Below are 21,826 nucleotides of genomic sequence, written 5' to 3' on the forward strand. Positions count from 1 at the left end.
TAGAGAACAAGACTGGTCACCTTCCAAAACCCCGGCTAGACGCCGGGGTTTTCTTTACTTTTTAGTGATCATATTCAGAACCAACTCCCCAACCGATCATTCATCATCGCTATTTTCTATGGAAGCATCTGAAACGATTTGTTCGTTTTGCCAATCCGCATAAGTCTTATTTGTCCCTTTAACCCGCCAAGTTATGCGCCCATTGTCAGGACGACCGAAAATGGTCGCAGAGGCTGCGCTGGGACTATTGAATGTCGTATCTTCTTTAAACTTCAGCAGCCCATCACGATCAGGAACCAATCTTCCTTCGCGAACCAGCTGTTCATGAAGATTTCGATATCCACCTGCGCTACTCTCCCAAGAAGATCTTGCGTGAGAGTTAGCCAAAACAATAAAATCACCACCAATTTGTTGCGCTTGAGCAAACAACCCATATTTGGGACTTTTTATAATGAAAACAGGTGATTTATTTTCCCAAAACTCGGTTGATGCTGAGGAACTTTTTTGCATGACACCAGAGTCATCAACTCTTGGTTTTTCTCTAAGGAAATCCATCCCCAAAACAGGAAGCGTGATTCGTATTTGCTCAATAAAAAATTCCATATCAGCAAGATCAGCTTCAGGTAGAAAGCCATATTCTGGCGAAGTGCTATTTACAAGGCTAGCTCGGCCTGCAGCCGAGACAATTGATATCAATCGACTTTCCAGATAACGAGCATGCGCTTTCGTTAAATTCTGGTCCTTACTTGTTACAACGCAAACCTTATCCCAAAACTCTTTCGTCTCATCTTTATTGTGAGAGACGAGCCGTTTAGCGACATTATCGCTTTCTCCGACATAAACAAAGGTTTGCGTCGGTTCTTCCGGATTAACACCAGTTAAGAAATAGACCCCTGTTCGCGCTATCTCTGACCGCTTTATCAAATCAGGCAAGCGCGTACGCGGTGCGGTCATGACATGACCAGTCCAGTTCATTATCTCGGCTGTAATGATTCCGCTTGGTGTGCCATCGACCAAGAAGAGCCTAATACTCCTGCCCTTAAGCAAAGCAATTCCCCATATTGATAGCATTATGTTTAGTTGTATCATCCCCACGATAGCTCTGTCATTGCGAGAAACTCATACTATTTCGTTTTCACCCAAAGGCTTGGCAGGTATTCAACACAACATCTGACATTTTCCCGGTCTTTGCTGCTTGACTCCTGTTCCGTCCTGACCACATAAAAAGAACAAATCAGGAACTTACATCATGTCGGACAGACGTCTTCATCTTGCCCGTGCTGCGTTGCAACGGGCCGAAAAACAATGGAAAGGACAGGTTGCCTGCCTGCCCGGCGGGACGGATCGGATCATGCGCCGTGCCTTTGGCGGGGTCGATTTTGCACATCATATCAGCATCGGGGGCATTGCCCCGGTGGGTCTGCATGAAATCATCTGCGGTCATGATGATGCCGCCGCCTCCATTCTGGCATGGTATCTGGCACGACTTTCCATCGGGGATCAAACAGGCAAAAGCCTGTTTTGGATTAGACAACGGCGCGCGATTGACCAAGGCGGGCTTTATCCGCTTGCGCTGCCAGCGACGGATATGCCGGTCATGATGGTGGTTGATCGGCAGGCCACCGCCCTTTGGACCAGCGAGGAATCAGCAAAATCCGGCCAGATCGCCAGCATCATTGTCGAAACCACGGATTATGACCTGACTGCGGCACGCCGCCTGCAACTAGCCTGCGAAGCCGGACATACGCGCCTGATTGCAATCCGGCATATGCGGTCCGATGGCAAAACCACCGCATCAAGCGCGCATACGCGGTGGCGGATAACGCCGGAAGCAGCGAAACATTCAACAACAGGCAACCGACACATACTCAGCCTGATCGGGGGACGCGGGGTTCGACCGGGCAGCTGGAGAATGCAAATTGATGCAACAACGTTTTCTTTATCTGTGGCTGACGCACTGGAAAACAGATTGCCACCGGATCGATATGCCTGAAACCGGGGATGATACCCCGCAAACCGCACCATCCCCGCAACGGGAACCGGTCGTGATCACGCGAGCTGATCACAAGGGCGTGCTTGTCTGCGGCAGCAACAAGGCAGCACAATCACGCGGGCTGGCACCGGGCATGCGCCTTGCCGAAGCACGCAGCATATACCCGGCTTTGCGCGACCTTCCCGAACAGCCCGATCTTTATGAACGCCATCTGGCGCGTTTGATCCGCGCGATGGACCGATACAGCCCGTGGGTTGCCCGCGACCGGTTCTTGCAGGAAGCCGATCATAACCATACAGGTGATGCCGGATTGTGGCTTGAAATTACCGGCGGCAGTCACCTTTTTGGTGGCGAAAGTGCGCTTCTGGCGCTGGTTCTGCGCGATGTCAAATCACGTGGTTATGCTGGCCGTGCCGCCATTGCCGATACGGCAGGTGCGGCATGGGGGGCGGCACGATGCCACCCTGCTGCCTTGGCTGATCAACGGATTTTAAGCCTGCCGCGCGATCATGATATTGCCGCCGGTTTTCCGATATCCGCCCTGCGTCTGGCCGAACAGACACGTGTCACCCTGTTTCGGCTGGGGCTGAAACATCTGGGCGACATCACCCCGATGCCGCGTGCCAATATCACCACGCGCTTGGGGCCCGAAGTTTTGCAACGGCTTGATCAGTTTTATGGACGTCTGCCCGAACATCTGAATTTCAATTTGCCAGATCGGCCATGGCTGATCCGGCGCAGCTTTGGCGAACCGCTGGGCGATGCGGCCAATCTGGCGATTACGGTTGAAAGCATGGTAACGGAACTCTGCAACAATCTGGCGCAGGAAAATCTGGGTCTGCGCCGCATTATCCTGCGCTGTGTACGGGTTGACGGGCATACCCATACCATCACACTTGGTACCGGAAGCCCGTGCCAGTCCGCCCCGCATGTGTTGCGATTGCTGTCTGAAAAAATGCCCGGTGTCGATACTGGTTTTGGCATCGAACAGGTGATTGTCTACGCCCCGTGGGTCGAACATGTGGCCTTTCGCCAGTCGCGCCTTGATCAGCAACAGGAAGAAACCACCGACCAGATTGCCCTTGCCCAGTTGATCGACCGGATTTCCCACCACCTCGGCCCGCGCGACATGCTGTTTCACCCCGGCCACCACGCCAGCCACTTGCCTGAACAGGCTTCTGTGCGACAGGCCGTTAACGCCCGGACATATCCGGCCAGACGCACCGACATGACATTGCCCAAACGCCCGGCACGCCTGATCGACCCGCCCGAACCGGTCGAAATCCTTGCGCGCGACACCAATGGCACGCCAAGCCGCCTGCGCTGGCGCAAAATGGCGGTCGACATCATCCATGCCGAAGGACCAGAACGGATTTGCCCGGAATGGTGGCAATGCCTTGATCAGGATGAATATGCCCTATCCCCCAAGACGCGGGATTATTTCCGCATCCGCGATCAGGCAGGCCGATTGTTATGGGCCTTTCGCACCGGCCCAACCGGGCAGGATATCTGGTCCATCCATGGATTGTTCGGGGACTGACATGACCGATTTCCCCCTTCAGCAATCGGCACCTGCCTATGCCGAATTACAGGTCAGCAGCAATTTTTCCTTCCTGCGCGGGGCCTCCCACGCCGAGGAACTGGTTCTTATGGCCGCAACCAAGGGACTGCATGCTATTGCGATAACCGACTGCAACACCTTGGCCGGGGTCGTGCGTGGCCACACCGCACATCAGCCCCACAGGGACCGGCTGAATTATATTGTCGGCTGTCGGCTTGATCCCGTCGATGGTCCGTCGCTGTTATGTTATCCGACGGACCGCATGGCCTATGCCCGGTTATGCCGGTTACTGACCCTTGGTAAACGCCGCGCGCCAAAGGGCGAATGCGAAATTTATCTGGCCGATATCATAAGTCATGCCGACGGATTGCTCTTCATCGCGGTCCCGCCACAAGTCCCCGATGACATCTTTCGCACGCAGCTGATCGACCTTAAACGCCATTTATCGGGCCAGCTTTGGCTTGCCATCGGTCGGTTCATGGACGGGTTTGATAGCGAACGGCTGGCCTTTACCGAGGCGGTCGAGGCAGAACTTGCCATCCCCGCAGTTGTCACCAATGACGTGCACATGCATGTCCGCTCGCGCAAACCGTTGCAGGATGTCCTGACCTGTATTCGCCATCATTGCCGGATCGAGGATGCCGGATATCGGTTGTTTCCCAATGGCGAACGCCATATCAAAAGCCCGCAGGACATGGCGAAACTTTTCCCGACCCATCCCGAATGGCTGGCTCGCACGATTGAAATCGCCGATCAATGTCGGTTTTCCTTATCCGAATTACGCTATGAATATCCCGATGAAAATGACGGATCGGGCGAAGGCACGCAGGAACGCCTGACCCGCCTGACATGGGAAGGCGCGCATAAACGCTATCCCGACGGCATTCCCGACAAGGTCCGGGGATTGATTGAGGCCGAACTCAAACTGATCGACGAACTCGGCTATGCCCCCTATTTCCTGACGGTGCACAACATTGTCGCCTTTGCCAGATCGCAAAACATTCTGTGTCAGGGACGCGGATCGGCCGCCAATTCATCGGTCTGTTTCTGTCTGCATGTCACATCGGTCGACCCGGCCAAGGTGGAACTTCTGTTTTCGCGCTTCATCAGCAACGCGCGGAACGAGCCACCCGACATTGATGTCGATTTCGAACATGAACGCCGCGAAGAGGTGATCCAGCATATCTATCAACGTTATGGCCGGGAACGGGCCGGATTGACGGCAACCGTGATTTCATACCGGTCGCGAAGCGCCATCCGCGATGTCGGCAAGGTGTTCGGCCTGCCCGAAGACACCATTATCAAACTGACCAAAACCATCTGGGGATCGGGCAGCAAGGGCGCGCATGATGAAATGATGCGCCAGTCGGGCATTCATCCAGATGAACCGCGTCTGAAAGCCGTTCTTGATCTGGCAGGCGAACTGACCGGGTTCCCCCGCCATCTGTCCCAGCATGTCGGTGGCTTTGTCATCACTCGTGGCCCATTATGCGAACTGTCCCCGATTGCCAATGCCGCGATGGAGGACCGCACCACCATCGAATGGGACAAGGACGATATCGATGCGCTGGGCATCCTCAAGGTCGATGTGCTTGCCCTTGGAATGCTAAGCTGTATTCGCAAGGCATTCGATGAATTGAGAAACCACAAGAATATCGATCATGATCTGGCAACCCTTCCCAAGGAAGACGGGCGGGTTTACGACATGCTGGAAAAAGCCGACAGCATCGGCACGTTTCAGGTCGAATCTCGCGCGCAAATGAGCATGCTTCCACGATTAAAACCGCGCAGCATCTATGACCTGACCATTCAGGTTGCCATTGTCCGCCCCGGCCCGATCCAGGGCGGCATGGTTCACCCCTTCCTCCAACGGCGCATGGGCCGCGAAAAGGTCGATTACCCGTCAAAGGAACTCGAAGCCGTTTTAAAGCGCACCTGTGGCGTGCCCTTGTTTCAGGAACAGGCCATGCAGATTGCCATCGTGGCTGCCGGCTATACTGGCGGTGAGGCCGATGAATTGCGCCGTGCCATGGCAACCTTTCGCCGCACCGGCACGATTGGCGCGCATCGCGACAAATTCATCAATGGCATGCAAAAAAATGGATATGACATCGACTTTGCCGAACGGTGCTTCAAACAGATCGAAGGCTTCGCCGATTACGGCTTTCCCGAAAGCCACGCGGCCAGTTTTGCCATCCTTGCCTATGCGTCATCATGGCTTAAATGCCATCATCCCGATGTGTTTTTATGCGCGCTTCTGAACGCGCAACCGATGGGGTTTTATGCCCCGGCGCAACTGGTTGCGGATGCCAAAAATCATGGTGTCCGGGTGCTTGAAATCGATATCAATCACAGTTTCTGGGACAATCATCTGGAACGGGAACTGGGCCGCGCCAGCGGTCATCTTTCCGTCCGGCTGGGCTTCCGCCAGATCAAGGGGTTCGGGCAGTTCGATGCCCTGTCCCTGATCGCAAACCGCCCGACCGGCGGATTTCAGGATATCTTTCTGATGGCGCGCCAGACCGGGCTGTCACCCGCCGCCCTTGAAAAACTGGCCGAAGCCGATGCGTTTGGCTCCCTTGGCCTGTCCCGGCGCGAAGCGTTATGGGCCGTCCGCCGGTTTGGCAAGGGGCGCAAGGCCCCGGCGGCCCTTCCCCTGTTTGAAGCCGCCCAGAATTTCAACCACAATATGGGCGTTTCCGCCGAATTCGGGCCCGAAGCCCCGGTCAACTTGCCAATCATGGGACCGGGCGAAGAAATCATCGAAGATTACGCCAGCCTGCGACTATCGCTTAAGGGGCACCCTGTATCGATGCTGCGCGATGCCCTGTCCGCAGCCGGGGTGTGCAAATCGACCGATCTGGCCAATTTCAAGAATAACGAACGGATCAACCATGCCGGTCTTGCCATTGTTCGCCAGCGCCCCGGCACCTCGTCCGGCGTGGTTTTCATAACGCTTGAGGATGAAACAGGCATCACCAATCTGGTCGTCTGGAGCAAGGTGATGGAACAGTTCCGCCGCGAGGTCATGACCGCAACCGTCCTTGGCGTATCAGGCAAGCTTCAGCGCGAAGACGGTGTCACCCACATCATTGCCGATAAACTGGTTGACCTGTCAGGGATGCTGCAAAGCCTGACGGATAACACCCGCATTGCGCGCGCCAATAACACCCATCCCCGCAATCTGCGCTGGGCCACGCCCACCGCAGGACCATCCGATCAGACCGGCCCCGCGGCCCAGAACCTTGATCAGCTTGAACAACGCCACGGCAAACAGCAAAACACATCACGCCTTAAGGTCGACAGCCACGATTTCCACTAATCCCCAAACGAAAACACCCCGGCATTTGCACCGGGGTGTTTTGCAAAAGACCGACATGATCGATCAATCTTTATCAAGGTTCTGCCACGCATCATAGGCGGCAACAACCGTTGCCATCTGCGCGGTATGGGCCGCGATGAAGGCATCGCCATAGATCGTTTCATCGGGATATTCGGTAATCAGGGTCAGCGGCACGTCATGACGATCATCAATGGAAATCATACACGGGAAACCATTGATGATCCGAAAACCGGTTTCACCGGCATGAATGCGATAAAGATCGATCTGTGCCGCATTGAATGCCAGAAGCCCCGGAATGGCGGCAAGTTTTCGGGTGACCTGATCGACAAAGTTTTCCGCCCGTTCCGACCATTCATCATGATGACGCATGATCAGGAAGAACCCCTTTGGCAGGGTCCACATGCCAAACCCGCGCGGAACATATCCCGAAAGCGGCCGGGTCCATTCATGGCAGGGATAGCCATGCAGATTGACATGCAGGCTTGCCCCGCTGATGGCACGCGCCCGTACCCGGATTTCCTTTTCATAAAGGCCATCACCGCTGCGATATTCCATGTCATCGCCAAGCGCTGTATAGCGCGCCGCGTGATGCATATGGAACGGGTTATCAACAATCAGGCGCTGATGAAGGGCATAACCATCCGGATTTTCCAGCGGTGAAATCGTGAAATGTGCCCCATCACGTTTCGCCAGCTCCAACGCCCCGCGAAGCGCGCCCGCAACACCGGAAATCTCGTTGGGATGCTGCCCGCCACTGATCATGACCGGCAAATCCGTCCCCTTGTGATAGCGCGCATTCAAAACACGCCCGGACCGCGACGTCGCATGGAATTCTTCGCCGCTGATCCCGTCAAGCTCTGCGCGGATTTGCGCAACCGTCAATGGGCGGGTGGCGTGATCAATCTGTTGCATCTCACCCGCTGTCTCGTCTTTTGACAGGGGGCGTAACTCAACCGTGACCCGGGCGTCACCATCACCGGATACCTGACGGATTTCCGGGACGATCTGCCCCGGCTGCAATCCGCGATCACCCAGCGGGCGGCCCGATTTGACCTGAAAATATTCCAGCAGCGAGAAATAGAAATCCTCGTGCAGGGCTTCATGCAGGCTCAGAACCTCGTGACCATGGGCGATCTTCTGATCATGCCCCGGCAGATCAACCGAGATATTCAGTTCTTCGAAATAAGGTTCCTGATCGCCCCAGTCATAATCGGCAATGGCCGCCATGGTTTGGGCAAAAAGCGCCTCATATTCGGTTTCAGTCCGTTCATCGCGGACAATCTGACCATCGGCATCGATAATCCGCACCCAGCCGGTCGGCGACAGGTGGGTTTCATCAACCACATCCTGATGCACCCGGTTTGGCGCAAAAACTTCGTGACGGGTTTCAACCCCATCTGATCCGCGCAGGATCACATCATAGGTACAATCGCAACGATCCGATGCTTCAAACGTGATCAAGGCTGGCGTAACCAGGGCCGCCAAGGGATAGGTTTCAAGCAGGAAGCGATTATCCGCCGCATTTTGATGGCGCGGATAACGCACCGTGATATTGGCAATGCCTGATTTTGCCAGATCAATATCTTCAAGGAAGAAATGCAAAAGCGGCTTATAGGCACTGCGAATGCGGGCCTTGATCCCCTGCTGGACCAACTTTGCCTCGGCCGCGGCACGGGTTTGGGCATCGTTAAACAACCATGCCTCAATAAGCTGCTCGGGGCGGGCGGTCTTGACGATTTCATCAATCAGGTTTGGGAGGGTCGGCGCAAAGGTGGTGGCGAAAATCTGTGTCATTTGGACGTCCTGCCTGTGGGGTCAAGGCTATCGCGCAGCCAGTCGCCCAGAAGGTTCAGGCCAAGCACGGTCAGAAGAATGGCAAGCCCGGGGAAAACCGATACCCACCAGGCATTCTGCAAATAGGTCCGCCCATCCGCGAGCATCCCGCCCCAGCTTGGGATCAGGGGGTCAACCCCCAGCCCAAGGAAGGTCAGGCTGCTTTCAAGCAGGATGTTGGTCGCAACATTAAGCGTCATCAGAACAATCACCGGCCCGATCAGGTTGGGCAGAAGGTGACGGAACAGGATATGAATATCGCGCACGCCAATCGCCTTGGCCGACTGGATGAATTCCCGATCCCTTAGCGACAGAACCGATCCCCGCACCAGACGGGCATATTGCACCCATTGCGCAATGATCAGCAGAATGATCATGTTGGTCAGTCCACCGCCGATAATCGCGATAAAGGTGATCGCCAGCAAAATGAACGGCAATGCAAGCTGCACATCGGCAAAGCGCATCACGATCATGTCCCAGAAACCGCGATAATATCCCGATATCAGGCCCATGATCACACCAATGACGACGGCACCGGCAACGGAAAGCAACCCAACCTGAAGCGATATTTTGCCGCCTGAAACCACACGTGCCAACACATCACGCCCGAGCGGATCGGTGCCAAAAATATGATCGGCATTGGTAAACGGCGCGATCAGGCGGGCCGAAAGATCAATCTTGTCCGCGCCGCCGGGAAACAGCAGATCGGAAAACACGACCAGAAAACAGATGCCACCGGTCAGAACAGCACCCAGAACGAATTCAAGATTTTTAAAACGCGCAAACCGCGCCTTGGTTGCAGTGGTCGCCATGGGGTTACTCCGTCCGGATACGTGGATCAATCAGGCCATAGGCAATGTCGACAAGCAGGTTCACCCCGACAATCATGATCGACAGAACCGTAATCACAGCCTGTAAAACCGGATAATCACGTGCACCAACGGCCTCAAAGGCCAGCGTGCCCATTCCCGGCCAGTTAAACACCAGCTCAACGACAACAATCCCGCCCAGAAGGTTGCCAAACTGCAAACCGAAATAGGTAACAAGCGGGATCGCACAGTTGCGAAGCGCGTGTTTATACAGCACGACATTCTCGCTAAGCCCCTTGGCGCGCGCGACCATGATGTATTGCGACTGAAGGGTTTCCAGCATCGAGGTCCGCACAAGCCGCACATTGGTCGCGGTCAGGATCACCCCCATGGTGATGGCTGGCATGATGAAGTTCTCAATACCCGTCATGCCACTTGGCGGCAGAAGCCGGAAAGTAATCGACAGCAACAGCACCAGCATGATCGCCAGCCAGAAATTCGGGAATGACAACCCGACCAGCGACAGGATGCGAATGACCTGATCGGGCCATTTGCCACGCGAAATGGCCGCCTTGATCCCCAGAGGGATCGAAATCACGATGGATACGAACATCGATGCAAACGCCAGCATCAGGGTAGCGGGCAATGCATTGCCAATCAGGGTGGAAACCTGCGTTCCACCAAGGAAGGATCTACCGAAATCAAGGCTGAAAAGCCCCAGCATGAAATCGGCATACTGAACAAAAAATGGCTGGTTCAAACCAAGGGATTCACGAATACGTGCAAGGTCTTCCTCGGTGATGCTGCCGGCCCCCTGGCTTAGCATCAGCGCCGGGTCACCCGTCAAACGGATGGCAAACGAGACAATCAATGTCACCGCGACGACCACGAAAATCGCCTGCAAAAGGCGTTTGATCAGAAAACCAGCCAAAACACTTGTCCTTTAAAGAAATAGGCATGAAAGCCGCCCGGCATCTGTCCGGGCGGCTTTCGTTTCACATCAGTCGACAGTCACTTCCGTCAGGCGCAGACGGCTGTCGGGAACCGGGGTGAAATTCTTGACGCGCTTGGAAACCCCAAAGATCGCATTGAGGTTATAAAGCGGCATTTCCAGCGCGCGATCAGCGGTGTAATGCGCAATCGACTGCAGGATTTCTTCACGTTTGGCACGGTCGGTAATCGCACGCTGGGATTCCAGCAGCTTGTCGAGTTCCGGATCGCTGTCATACGGGTTCCACTTTTCGCCCGTGTGATACATGAAGTAAGCGGTGTTATCATAATCAAGCGTCCAGCCGCCCCACGACTGCTGGAACATCGCACCGGTTTTACCCGCCGGAATGATGTCATTAAGCAGAACGTTGGTTTCATAAGGCTTGATCGTAGCGTTCAGGCCAATCACCTGAAGGTAGCTGGCAACGGCCTGGGCAACTTCGTTAAAGGTTGCGTCATTGCCGCGAATGTCGATCTGGATTTTCGTACCCGGTGCAACACCGGCTTCTTTCAGAAGCGCCTGTGCCTTGGCCGGATCATACGGCAACGGTTTCATCGACGGATCGTTACCAAACGACAATTCACCCTGGAAACTTGCAATCGGCGCTGCCTGACCACCAAGGATCGAGTCAATGATCGCCTGACGATCCACACCGTAAATCATCGCCTTACGGACTTTTTCATCCGCCGTGATGCCATTGCCGGTATTAAAGCGAAGCGCATAAACCGTAGGGCTTACGGTGGTGACGATATCGATATTTTCGTCTTCCTGAATGGTCGGGATCATGCCAATCGGAATGGTCGGCGGAATGACAAGGTCAACGTTCCCGGCCTGAAGTTCCGCAACCGCGGTCGACGGTTCACTGATGAAGCGATACTTGATGGTTGAAAGTTTCGGCGCACCGCCCCAATGATCAGCATAGGCTTCAAGTGTCAGACCAACTTTCGGCTCATAGGAAACCATTTTGAACGGACCGGTGCCGATCGGATGGGCGTTGAAATAATCTTCGCCTTTTTCCGCGATATATTTCGGCGGAACAATCATCGCACCATAACCGGCAAGCTTGGTCAGAAGCACCGGATCCGGCTGGGTCAGATGCATGTCGACGGTGTTTTCGTCAATAACTTCGACCGATTTGATCGCAGCATAGTTTGACCGCTGTGGCCCTTTTTTGCCTTCATCACCCATCAGGCGATCAAAGGTGAATTTGACCGCTTCGGCATTGAACGGTTCGCCATTCTGGAAGGTCACGCCTTCACGCAGATGGAAACGGATGCGCGTGCCGCCATCAAATTCTTCCCATGATGACGCAAGCCCCGGAACCAGTTTGGCATCCGGTCCGCGATAGGTCAGACCGTCATAAATATTGGTCGCAACCGACGACCAGTTGACCAGAAACGTATCGACCGGGTCCCAGCTACCGGGGTCCTGTGGTGATGAAATGGTCAAGGTGCCTTCGGCATATGCCGGCGCAGTTGCCATCAGACCGCCCGCAAAGGCAAGAGCCATCAGCGCACTGCGCATTCCCTGTTTTTTCGTCATGTTATTTTTTCTCCGTTGTTGGTGGCTTGGCGCGAGGGGAGACAAGGCTTGCGACCCAAGGGCCGCTTAACGTGCGTCGGCCACAAAGTGACCGGGCGCAATTTCGCGATGGGCAAGAATGGCCGGCTCATCACCGACCCGACGGATCGGGCTTGGAATTTCACCATCCATCAGGATGCGGTCGCGCACGATTGTGGGGTCGGCGACCGGCACGGCACTCAGAAGCCGCTGGGTATAGGGATGGGTTGGCGTTTCAAGAACCTGCTGACGCGATCCAAGTTCGGCAACCTGACCAAGATAAAGCACGGCGACCCGATGGCTCATTTTTTCAACCACCGCCATGTCATGGCTGATGAACAGATACGCAAGCCCATGTTCTTCCTGAAGTTCCATGAACAGATTGATGATCTGCGCCTGGATCGACACATCAAGGGCCGAAAGGGCTTCGTCGGCGATGATCAGCTTGGGATTGGATGCCAACGCGCGCGCAATGCAGATACGCTGGCGCTGACCACCGGAAAATTCATGCGGGTAACGGTTAGCATGGGCCGATGTCAGGCCGACCCGCTCCAGCAACTGGTCAACCCGCGCAGCAATCTGTTTTTCACCGTCAATCAGTCGGTGCGTGCGGATCGGCTCGGCAATCGAAAATCCGATTTTCTTGCGCGGATCAAGGGACGCAAACGGATCCTGAAAGATATACTGGATCTCCTGACGCAGGCGCTGCTGTTCGCCTTTGCCCATGTCACTGAATGCGCGACCTTCGAAACTGATATTGCCCGCCGTTGCCTTTTGCAATTGCTGGATCGTGCGGCCAATGGTCGATTTGCCCGATCCGGACTCCCCGACAAGCGCCAGCGTTTCACCGCGATAAATATCAAAACTGACATTCTCGACCGCGTGAACCCGGTGGGAAACCCCGCCAAACAGGCCCTTTTTGATATCAAAGCGCGTTACCAGATCACGCACCGACAATAACGGGGCCTCGTCGTAACGTGCGGTATTCTGGATATGCTCCGTCCCGACCAGACGCGGCGTATCGCCATCCATCATCGTCACCGGGAACCGTTTGGGGAATGCTTCGCCCGTCATGCTGCCCAGTTTCGGAACTGCGGATAGCAATGTCTGTGTATAGGGATGGGCCGGATTGGCAAAAATATCGGCAACCGTGCCTTCTTCGACCTTCTTGCCCTTCCACATGACGACAACATCATCGGCAACCTCGGCAACAACCCCCATGTCATGGGTGATGAAAATCACCGCCATGCCAAGTTCCTGTTGCAGATCACGGATGATGGTCAAAATTTGCGCCTGAATGGTCACATCAAGGGCCGTGGTCGGTTCATCCGCAATCAGGACCTTGGGCCGACAGGCAAGCGCCATGGCAATCATGACGCGCTGGCGCATCCCGCCCGAAAGCTGATGGGGATACCGCCCCAAAAGTTCCTGCGCATCGGGCAGCCGCACCATATCAAGCAGCCGTTTGCTTTCAACAAGCGCATCGGGCTTGGACATGCCTTCATGCAGCATCAGGGATTCCGCAATCTGATCGCCGATGGTGAAAACCGGATTCAGCGACGTCATCGGTTCCTGAAAGATCATCGCGATGTCTTTGCCGCGAATGCGGCGCATCTGTTTTTGCGACAGTGCCAGCAAATCTTCATCGCGATCTTTTGACGTAAACCGGATACGCCCCGATGCATAGGATGCGCCCATCATATCAGCCAGACGCATGATCGACATCGATGTCACCGACTTGCCCGATCCGGACTCTCCGACAATTGCCAATGTCCTTCCGGGTTTCACGGCAAAACTCAGATTTTCGATAACCCGGCTGTCGCCGAACTCAACGGACAAATCTTCGACGGACAGGATCGGAACAGAAACAGCATCAGTCACGCAAACATCCTCGGCAATGTAAGGCGGATGCGCGGGTGGCGCGCACCGGTCAAACCGGTGTCAGTGCTGCAAGAAACGATGGCCGCAAAGAAGGAATTTTCTTCAGGCACGGTGGGGGCCGTGACCTTCTGATCATGCGTAACGGAAAGTTGTAACGCGGTCCCTCTTAACGACGATTGCCAACAACCCTGATACCGAATTCATGGTTTTTTATTTTGTATACAAACCTCATCATTTATTCGACAAATTGTCAACGAATTGAATTTCACTAAATTCAATTCGGTTTAAATGCCCTGCTGCCGCATAATCCACTGCACAGCCCGAACGTATTAAAGGTTTGTTTCAAAACCACAATTTTGCATCGCAACATTTCACCATGTTTCTGGTGTATGCCAACGCACTTCACAATCAAAAGACGAACCCATCACATCGCTTTCGGAACCCACCCCGAAGACTCCTCATGCACCGGCACCAACCATCCTTCCCTTTGCCAAACCATGGCCGGTTTTGGGATACCCCTTTCCGGTCAGAAAATTGGCACCATTAATTTTACCAAAACGGCTCTTTATGGCGCACCACTAATATCCCAGACTGCATGCTCCCTCGCCCCGCAACAAAGGTCATCAGATGCCATCCGAACATAAAAACGAATTTGGCCAACCGGTCGGTCGCCCGGTTGAAAACTGGAAAGAATGCCAGATGCCACCACGCAGCGACATGGCTGGCCGCCATGTCATTGTCAGTCCGACCGATGTGAAACGCGACGCCAGACAACTATTTGACGCCAACCGCACAGCCATGGATGGATCGCGCTTTACCTATCTTTTCACCGATGCGTTCGAGGATTTTGATGCTTATCAGGCGTGGCTTGAAAGCATGGCCGCCACCCGCGACCCGATGCTTCATACCATCATCGACAAGGCATCAAATAAGGCCGTCGGCATTGCCGCCTTCATGCGGATCGATACCAAATTTGGCGGCATTGAAATCGGCAATATCAACTATTCCCCGGCGCTTTCGAAAACCATCGGCGGGACAGAGGCGATGTATCTGATGATGAAGCGCGCCTTTGACGAACTGGGTTACCGCCGGTACGAATGGAAATGCGACGATCAGAACGCCCCATCACGTGCCGCCGCCCTGCGATATGGCTTCACCTACGAAGGCACCTTCCGCAACCACATGGTCTATAAGGACCGCAACCGCGATACCGCATGGTTTTCGATTACCGATCTTGAATGGCCGATGGTCAGGGCCGCTTTCGAAGCATGGCTTGCCCCCGGCAACTTTGATGAAACCGGCAAACAACGCAACAGCCTGCAAAGCTTCCGCAGGGCATAATCGCGCCCATAATAGCGCCCCATGAAACACGCCTCTGGTCCGGTGCCGGTTTTATTCCCCGACACCGGCAAAGCTGCGCATGTCGAATATGCTGTTATCCAGAAACGCATCCGGGCCGACAAACGCCCGGTCGGCGGCATCATTCGCGCCCTCGACCCGCCAGTCATCATGCGGAAGCGCAACATCAAGCCCCTTGACCGCACGACGATAAAGATCAGGACGATAAATGTCGGAAATAAGCGTACCGAAATCAACGGAGGCATCAACCTGCCCCCAACGCTGCATCTGTGTGCCAACCCACGCCCCCTGCGACAGCCACGGGAACGTGGCGGTATAGCGATAAAACACATGACGATCAGGCGCCTCAATCGGATTGTCACCGGGTTTAAGCACCGGCCGGCCAAGTAACGAGGCCCGCAGAATATCAAACGATGCCCCGACGTGATTTTCACCAGACAGCAATTGCGCCAGTTCGGTGCGGTTTTCCGGCTGATCGGCCCATTCCGCTGAACGGACAAGCGCACGCACCAGCGCATCCACCGTATCGGGATTGGATTGCACCCAGTCTTCGCGCACGCCAAGAACCTTTTCCGGGCTACGCGCCCAGATATCTTCCTTAAGCGCGACAATCACCCCGTCCCCGTGGAATACCGCCCGCTGGTTCCACGGTTCCCCCACGCAATACCCATCGACCCAGCCATTGCGCAGACTGTCAAACATGCGCGGCGGTGCGATGACGCCGATATTGACGTCCTTGTCCGGGTCAATACCGCCCGCCGCCATCCAGTAACGCAGTTCGTAATTATGGCTCGAATACGGGAATACGGTCGCAAAGGACATGATCGGGCGACCATCCGCCCGGTCCTCGTCGATCACCTTTTTAAGCGCCCGCGCCGAAAGCCCGCGCGGCCCATGCATCGCCGCCGGATCTGCTTCAAGCATCCGCTGATAAAGCCGGGTTGAAACCGTAATCGCATTCCCGCCGCGCCCCAGCGCCATAGGAACCGCAATGCGTTGCGAGGGCATCCCGCCAAGCCCTAGCCGCGCTGCCAGCGGAATACCCGCAAGCAGATGCGCCGCATCATAAACCCCATAAGACAGCTTGTCGCGAATGGCCGCCCAGGACATTTCCCGGATCAGGGTCAGGTCGATATTTTCTTCCTCGGCAAAGCCCTTGGCACGCGCCACGACAGGCAGGGCACAATCCACAAGCGGTACAAAGCCAAGTCGAACCTGTTTAAGGGACATGCGTTAGAACTCCAACTGAAAGGCCGTGATCACGCTTTGCGCGATTTCAGAAATTTTGCGGTTCTGTTTCATGGCGTTTTTGCGCAGCAGGTTATAGGCCTCATCCTCACTCAGCCCCTTTTCCTGCATCAACAATCCTTTGGCCCGGTCGATCAGCTTGCGATCATTCAGCTTGGCCTTGGCCTCGTCGCGTTCGCGGCGCAATTGATCGAACGCGTTAAAACGCGAAATGGCCATTTCGACGATGGGCCGAATACGATCCTGGCGCAAGCCATCAACGACATAGGCACTGACCCCGGCCTCGACCGCCTCGCGGATCGTATTGCTGTCGCTTTGATCGACAAACATCGCAATCGGGCGTGCAATAACACGCGATACCTGAAACATCTGTTCAAGCGTATCACGGTCCGGGTTTTCAAGATCAATGATGATGATGTCGGGGGCCAACGCCTGAATGCGTTCGACCAGATTGTATGACGTGCCGATGCGGCTGACACGGGTATAGCCACTTTCGACAAGGCCGCGCTCGACAATCGCGGCACGGTCCGGGTTTTCGTCGATCACCAGAATGCTGAAGTCTTCAAGCTTCATTTAGAACCTTTTCCCTGACGATCAAGGCCTCTCTCCTGTCTGTTCTTTTTCGCCCCGGACCTTGATGGCCCGGTGGAAACCGGGATGCGGCACATGCCGCATCCCGGAAAGATCGTATGTTATTCCGCCGGAACCGCCTGCGCACCGGATGGCAGCGCATCGCGTTCCTGCATGGCTTTTTCGAAACGTTCCTTTTCCTCGGCCACGGTCTTTTCCGAGAAACGAACCGCAAGGGCTGCAAAGGAACAGACAATCACGGCAATACCAAGATACATCAGTCCCTGCTGATAGGTCAGTGCTTCGGATTTGAACAGGAAGCCCGCGGCAACCGCCCCGGCATTCCCGCCCGCACCAACAATACCGGCAACCGAACCAAGCGCCTTGCGGTTAACAAACGGAACAATCCCGAATGTCGCTCCTTCGGACATCTGCACGAAAAGCGAGAAGACCACCATCATCGACACCGCGATGACCAGCGCATCCATCATCGAAAACGCAACAAGCGCAACACCTTCAATGAACAGCGCCAGAAACAGGAATTTGACCCGCCCCGAAAGCCCGCCCTTGGCGGCAAACTTGTCGGAAAACACCCCGCCCAGCGTGCGGGCAAAGATGTTCATCAAACCAAACAGACCGGCAATCAGACCGGCGGTCTGAAGGCTAAGTTCAAACCGGTCAAAGAAATAGATCGCGGCGATGTTGTTGATCGTAAGCTCGACACCGAAACACGCCCCGTATACCAGAAACAGCGCCCAGACCCGGTAATCCTTGGCCGCGGCCAGCATGCCCTTGGTCGCACCGGCATGATCATCTTCCGGCGACAGAGCACCGCTTTTGCGCATATCGGCATAATTGCCATCCGGCGCATCGGTGGTAAAGAACCAGTAAAGCACGGCAACCACCAGCATGATCACACCCGGGAAGACCATCGCCAGACGCCAGCCCATGGTTTCCGAAACACCAAAGCCAAGCACCATGGCAAGGATCAGCGGCATGGCCATCTGTGTCACACCACCGCCAAGGTTACCCCAGCCCGCCGTGGTCGCGTTTGCCGTCCCAACGACGTTCGGCGCAAACATGGTCGAGGTATGATACTGCGTGATCACGAACGATGCCCCGATCGAGCCGATGGCAAGACGCGCCAGCAGGAATGTTTCATAGCTGTCGGCAAGCCCGATCAGCATGACCGGCAGGGAACCGATAACTAGCAACGCCGTATAGGTCTTGCGCGGGCCGATTTTATCGCAAAGCGGCCCGATCAGAAGACGGACCAGAACCGTGATCGCGACAGACGCGATGATGGTATTGCCGATTTCACCCTTGGTCAGGCCAAGATCGTCACGCACAAGCGGCATCAGCGGCGCAATACCGAACCAGCCAAAGAAACACAGGAAGAAGGCAAGCCAGGTCAGGTGGAAAGTCCGCATCTGAACAGTCCTAAGACTGAAGAGATTGATGCGCGGAGCCTTGTTTTTGATTTCCATAACAATGAAGCCCTTCGTTTGGGTCACTCCGAACCGGTTTCCCGGTTGTCGCGACCGACGGTTATTTCCCCAAGGGCCGCACGCTTCATCAGATGGATTCCGCTGGCGGCCCGTCATTCGTTTCGACTGCGGCTGCGCCATCGTTGCGCGCCAAAATCGAACGTCTGATCGCCCGCCATTGGACGAAGAACTGTGAGTCACCCGTCATTGGGCCTGCTTCCATCGAAGCGGCTCACACGAAACAAGTTGTGCAAACCGCGCGCCAATTTTTTCGCGTTGCGGAAATTTTCAAATAATCACCTGAAATCCAAAGCATTTTAACCACCGCAACCACACAAACAGAAAACCCACCCCATCAACGAGCCTTGTATTTGCACATTTTTTAATCTCATCATTTTGCGTGTGGTTATTTTTTAAACAATCACAGGTTTCGCGCAATTTTTGCTTATCCCGCAGGCATCAGAAATCTGTTTTAAAATCATTGCGTTGCAAGTTTTTCGGCGCAATCTGCAGTTCTGGCACGCAACTTGTATAGTAAGGGGCAAGAGCGCGGGCAAGGTCGCCTGCTGCCACGGCAGAAATGCCGCACCCATATATAGAATCCAATGGCGGGTTCACCCGGATAACGACGTCCGTTGCGAGATTGCCTTTTTGACAGGCAGTGCGCACCGGGCGTTTTTTTTGCCAATTCGCTTCCCGCGATCAGGAGCCAGAGACAAATGAACCACGTCCCTGCATCACTTACCAAGAAACCCCGCCTTGTCGTCATCGGCAACGGCATGGCCGGCATGCGCACCGTCGAGGAAATCCTCGGTCGCGCCCCTGACAAATACGAAATCACCGTTTTCGGGGCCGAGCCACGCGTGAACTATAACCGCATCATGCTCTCCCCGCTTCTGTCGGGCGAAAAGGAATTCGACGATATCGTCATCAATACCGCCGAATGGTATCAGGAAAACCGCATCCATCTGTTTTCCGGCGATCCGGTGGTTGAAATCGACCGCGCCCGCAAGGTCGTCATTTCCAAAAGCGGCACCGAAACCGCCTATGACCAGCTTCTGCTGGCCACCGGTTCCGACCCGATCATGATCCCGGTCCCCGGTCACAAGCTTTCGGGCGTTGTCACCTTCCGCGATGTCGATGATGTCGATACCATGCTGAAAACCGCCGCAAATGGCGGCCCCGCCGTCGTGATCGGTGGTGGCCTTCTGGGCCTTGAGGCCGCCGTTGGCCTTCAGGCACGCGGCATGTCGGTCACGGTCCTGCATCTGGCCGGTCACGTGATGGAACGCCAGCTTGATCCGTCGGCGGGTTACCTTCTCGCACAGGAACTTGGCCGTCGGGGCATCAATGTCATTACCGAGGCCGACACCGCCGAAATCGTCGGCACCGATTGCGTAACTGGCGTCCGGCTTAAAGATGGGCGCATGATCCCGGCTGATCTGGTGGTCATGGCTGTTGGCATCCGCCCCAACGGGCGCCTTGCCGCAGACGCGGGACTAAACGTCGAACGCGGCATTGTCGTTGACGATGTCATGACCACCAGTGATCCGGATATCTTTGCCGTTGGCGAATGCGTGCAGCATCGCGGCCAGTGCTACGGCCTTGTTGCGCCGCTGTTTGAAATGGCAAAATCCTGTGCCGATCATCTGGCCGAAATCGCAACCGATGGCTATGCCGGTTCGGTCACCTCGACCAAGCTGAAAGTCACCGGGGTTGATGTTTTTTCCGCCGGTGATTTTTCCGGCGGCGGCGAAACCGAGGAAATCGTCTTCCGCGATGCCGGACGCGGCGTTTACAAACGCATCGTTCTTGAAGACGGCAGGATCAAGGGTGCCGTCCTTTATGGCGATACATCCGATGGCGGCTGGTATTTCCAGCTGATGAAGGATGGTCAGGACGTGACCGAGCTTCGCGATACCCTCGCCTTTGGTCAGGCCTTCGCCGGGGGATCCGCCGGAAACCCTCTTGATGCCGTTGCCGCCCTGCCAGACGACGCAGAGATTTGTGGCTGCAACGGCATTTGCAAGGGAACCATCGTTTCGGCCATCACCGAAAAGGGCCTGACAACGCTTGACGAAGTCAAAGGCCATACCAAGGCATCCGCATCCTGTGGTTCATGCAGCGGCCTTGTCGAAAACCTTCTGGCGGCAACCCTTGGCGGTGATTATCAGGCGGCTGCGGTCAAACCGATCTGCACCTGTACCGATCATGACCATGACAATGTCCGCCGCCTGATCAAGGCCAAGGAACTGAAATCCATGCCTGCCGTCATGCAGGAACTGGAATGGAAATCATCGGACGGCTGCCATGTCTGCCGTCCGGCGCTCAACTATTACCTGCTCGCCGCATGGCCGGGCGAATATGTTGATCACGGGGCGTCGCGCTTTATCAATGAACGCGTTCATGCCAACATTCAGAAAGACGGCACCTATTCGGTGGTGCCGCGCATGTGGGGTGGCCTGACCAACCCGCGCGAATTGCGCGCCATTGCCGATGTCGCCGACAAATTCGATATCCCGACGGTCAAGGTCACCGGCGGGCAGCGCATTGACCTTCTGGGTGTGAAAAAGGAAGACCTGCCCGCCGTCTGGGCCGATCTGAATGCGGCCGGGATGGTTTCGGGTCATGCCTATGGCAAGTCCCTTCGCACGGTCAAAAGCTGTGTCGGCCAGGAATGGTGTCGCTTTGGCACCCAGATGTCGATGAGCATGGCCGTCGACCTTGAAAAAATGACCTGGGGCTCCTGGATGCCCCACAAATTCAAGATGGCGGTATCGGGTTGCCCGCGTAACTGTGCCGAAGCCACGATCAAGGATTTCGGCGTTGTCGCAACCGATGGCGGCTGGGACCTGCATGTGGGTGGCAATGGCGGCATCCATGTCCGCGCGACCGAACTTCTGTGCAAGGTCACAACCGATCAGGAGGTCCGGGAATATTGCGGTGCCTTCATCCAGCTTTACCGCGAAGAAGCCCGCTATCTGGAACGCACCGCACCGTGGATCGAACGTGTTGGCCTGAAACACGTTCAGGAACGCGTTGTCGATGACGCCAAAAATCGCGCCGCCCTGTTTGAACGTTTCATGGAAAGCCAGAAAACGGCACAGGTTGATCCGTGGGCTGAACGCGCCAGCCAGGGCGTGGATGCGCACGAATTCAAATCCCTTTCCCTGATCGCAGCGGAGTAACGG

The 21,826-nt window shown here is 55.4% G+C and carries 14 protein-coding genes; 5 read left to right on the top strand and 9 right to left on the bottom strand.

Annotated elements, in window-relative coordinates; genetic code table 11:
• Window positions 1-96: 96 nt before the first annotated feature.
• Window positions 97-1,017 carry a GIY-YIG nuclease family protein gene (locus TH3_RS12970; RefSeq protein ID WP_202965939.1) on the bottom strand — a complete coding sequence of 307 codons (921 nt, stop codon included), beginning with the start codon at window positions 1,015-1,017 and terminating at the stop codon, window positions 97-99.
• A gap of 232 nt (window positions 1,018-1,249) precedes the next feature.
• On the opposite strand from TH3_RS12970, the gene TH3_RS12975 reads away from it, so the two are divergent.
• The 3 genes from TH3_RS12975 to TH3_RS12985 are packed head-to-tail and all read left to right on the top strand — an operon-like array spanning window position 1,250 to window position 6,876.
• Window positions 1,250-1,993 carry an ImuA family protein gene (locus TH3_RS12975; RefSeq protein ID WP_007091393.1) on the top strand — a complete coding sequence of 248 codons (744 nt, stop codon included), beginning with the start codon at window positions 1,250-1,252 and terminating at the stop codon, window positions 1,991-1,993.
• Entirely contained in the window at window positions 1,923-3,533 is a 1,611-nt protein-coding gene (locus tag TH3_RS12980) for a Y-family DNA polymerase (RefSeq protein WP_233421770.1), read from the top strand. Before TH3_RS12975 ends, TH3_RS12980 begins: the two co-directional genes overlap by 71 nt.
• Window position 3,534: 1 nt before the next feature.
• Window positions 3,535-6,876 (top strand): error-prone DNA polymerase, encoded by a 3,342-nt coding sequence (locus TH3_RS12985; protein ID WP_040059901.1) that lies wholly within the window; start codon window positions 3,535-3,537, stop codon window positions 6,874-6,876.
• A 63-nt stretch (window positions 6,877-6,939) separates the two neighbouring features.
• Here the strand turns inward: TH3_RS12985 and TH3_RS12990 are convergent, their stop codons facing one another.
• The 5 genes from TH3_RS12990 to TH3_RS13010 all read right to left on the bottom strand — a co-directional run bounded on the left by TH3_RS12990 (window position 6,940) and on the right by TH3_RS13010 (window position 13,971).
• On the bottom strand, window positions 6,940-8,691 hold the full coding sequence (locus tag TH3_RS12990) for a M14 family metallopeptidase (protein ID WP_007091390.1): 1,752 nt from the start codon (window positions 8,689-8,691) through the stop codon (window positions 6,940-6,942).
• Window positions 8,688-9,542: an ABC transporter permease gene (locus TH3_RS12995; protein ID WP_007091389.1), complete on the bottom strand. Its 855-nt coding sequence runs from the start codon at window positions 9,540-9,542 to the stop codon at window positions 8,688-8,690. The genes TH3_RS12990 and TH3_RS12995 overlap by 4 nt, the downstream gene beginning before the upstream one ends.
• Window positions 9,543-9,546: 4 nt before the next feature.
• Window positions 9,547-10,470 (bottom strand): ABC transporter permease, encoded by a 924-nt coding sequence (locus TH3_RS13000; RefSeq protein WP_007091388.1) that lies wholly within the window; start codon window positions 10,468-10,470, stop codon window positions 9,547-9,549.
• Window positions 10,471-10,539: 69 nt separating this feature from the next.
• Entirely contained in the window at window positions 10,540-12,072 is a 1,533-nt protein-coding gene (locus tag TH3_RS13005) for an ABC transporter substrate-binding protein (protein ID WP_007091387.1), read from the bottom strand.
• A gap of 66 nt (window positions 12,073-12,138) precedes the next feature.
• Window positions 12,139-13,971, bottom strand: a complete 1,833-nt coding sequence (locus TH3_RS13010) for an ABC transporter ATP-binding protein (protein WP_007091386.1) — start codon at window positions 13,969-13,971, stop codon at window positions 12,139-12,141.
• 627 nt (window positions 13,972-14,598) lie between these two features.
• On the opposite strand from TH3_RS13010, the gene TH3_RS13015 reads away from it, so the two are divergent.
• Entirely contained in the window at window positions 14,599-15,312 is a 714-nt protein-coding gene (locus tag TH3_RS13015) for a GNAT family N-acetyltransferase (protein ID WP_007091385.1), read from the top strand.
• 51 nt (window positions 15,313-15,363) lie between these two features.
• Here the strand turns inward: TH3_RS13015 and TH3_RS13020 are convergent, their stop codons facing one another.
• From TH3_RS13020 to TH3_RS13030, 3 genes are all read right to left on the bottom strand, one after another.
• On the bottom strand, window positions 15,364-16,560 hold the full coding sequence (locus TH3_RS13020) for a CmpA/NrtA family ABC transporter substrate-binding protein (RefSeq protein WP_007091384.1): 1,197 nt from the start codon (window positions 16,558-16,560) through the stop codon (window positions 15,364-15,366).
• Window positions 16,561-16,563: 3 nt separating this feature from the next.
• Window positions 16,564-17,151, bottom strand: a complete 588-nt coding sequence (locus TH3_RS13025) for an ANTAR domain-containing response regulator (RefSeq protein ID WP_007091383.1) — start codon at window positions 17,149-17,151, stop codon at window positions 16,564-16,566.
• A 119-nt stretch (window positions 17,152-17,270) separates the two neighbouring features.
• Window positions 17,271-18,578 (bottom strand): MFS transporter, encoded by a 1,308-nt coding sequence (locus tag TH3_RS13030; RefSeq protein WP_233421771.1) that lies wholly within the window; start codon window positions 18,576-18,578, stop codon window positions 17,271-17,273.
• A 776-nt stretch (window positions 18,579-19,354) separates the two neighbouring features.
• Here TH3_RS13030 and nirB point away from each other — a divergent pair.
• Window positions 19,355-21,823 (top strand): nitrite reductase large subunit NirB, encoded by a 2,469-nt coding sequence (nirB, locus tag TH3_RS13040; protein WP_007091380.1) that lies wholly within the window; start codon window positions 19,355-19,357, stop codon window positions 21,821-21,823.
• Window positions 21,824-21,826 lie beyond the last annotated feature (3 nt).

Source organism: Thalassospira xiamenensis M-5 = DSM 17429 (assembly GCF_000300235.2).
GTDB lineage: Bacteria > Pseudomonadota > Alphaproteobacteria > Rhodospirillales > Thalassospiraceae > Thalassospira > Thalassospira xiamenensis.

Bases quoted from the DNA above. Each gene is read 5' to 3' on its own strand.
- nirB (WP_007091380.1), top strand. From the start codon at position 19,355: ATGAACCACGTCCCTGCATCACTTACCAAGAAACCCCGCCTTGTCGTC.
- TH3_RS13025 (WP_007091383.1), bottom strand. From the start codon at position 17,151: ATGAAGCTTGAAGACTTCAGCATTCTGGTGATCGACGAAAACCCGGAC.
- TH3_RS13030 (WP_233421771.1), bottom strand. From the start codon at position 18,578: ATGCGGACTTTCCACCTGACCTGGCTTGCCTTCTTCCTGTGTTTCTTT.
- TH3_RS13005 (WP_007091387.1), bottom strand. From the start codon at position 12,072: ATGACGAAAAAACAGGGAATGCGCAGTGCGCTGATGGCTCTTGCCTTT.
- TH3_RS13015 (WP_007091385.1), top strand. From the start codon at position 14,599: ATGCCATCCGAACATAAAAACGAATTTGGCCAACCGGTCGGTCGCCCG.
- TH3_RS13020 (WP_007091384.1), bottom strand. From the start codon at position 16,560: ATGTCCCTTAAACAGGTTCGACTTGGCTTTGTACCGCTTGTGGATTGT.
- TH3_RS12995 (WP_007091389.1), bottom strand. From the start codon at position 9,542: ATGGCGACCACTGCAACCAAGGCGCGGTTTGCGCGTTTTAAAAATCTT.
- TH3_RS12975 (WP_007091393.1), top strand. From the start codon at position 1,250: ATGTCGGACAGACGTCTTCATCTTGCCCGTGCTGCGTTGCAACGGGCC.
- TH3_RS12990 (WP_007091390.1), bottom strand. From the start codon at position 8,691: ATGACACAGATTTTCGCCACCACCTTTGCGCCGACCCTCCCAAACCTG.
- TH3_RS12985 (WP_040059901.1), top strand. From the start codon at position 3,535: ATGACCGATTTCCCCCTTCAGCAATCGGCACCTGCCTATGCCGAATTA.
- TH3_RS12980 (WP_233421770.1), top strand. From the start codon at position 1,923: ATGCAACAACGTTTTCTTTATCTGTGGCTGACGCACTGGAAAACAGAT.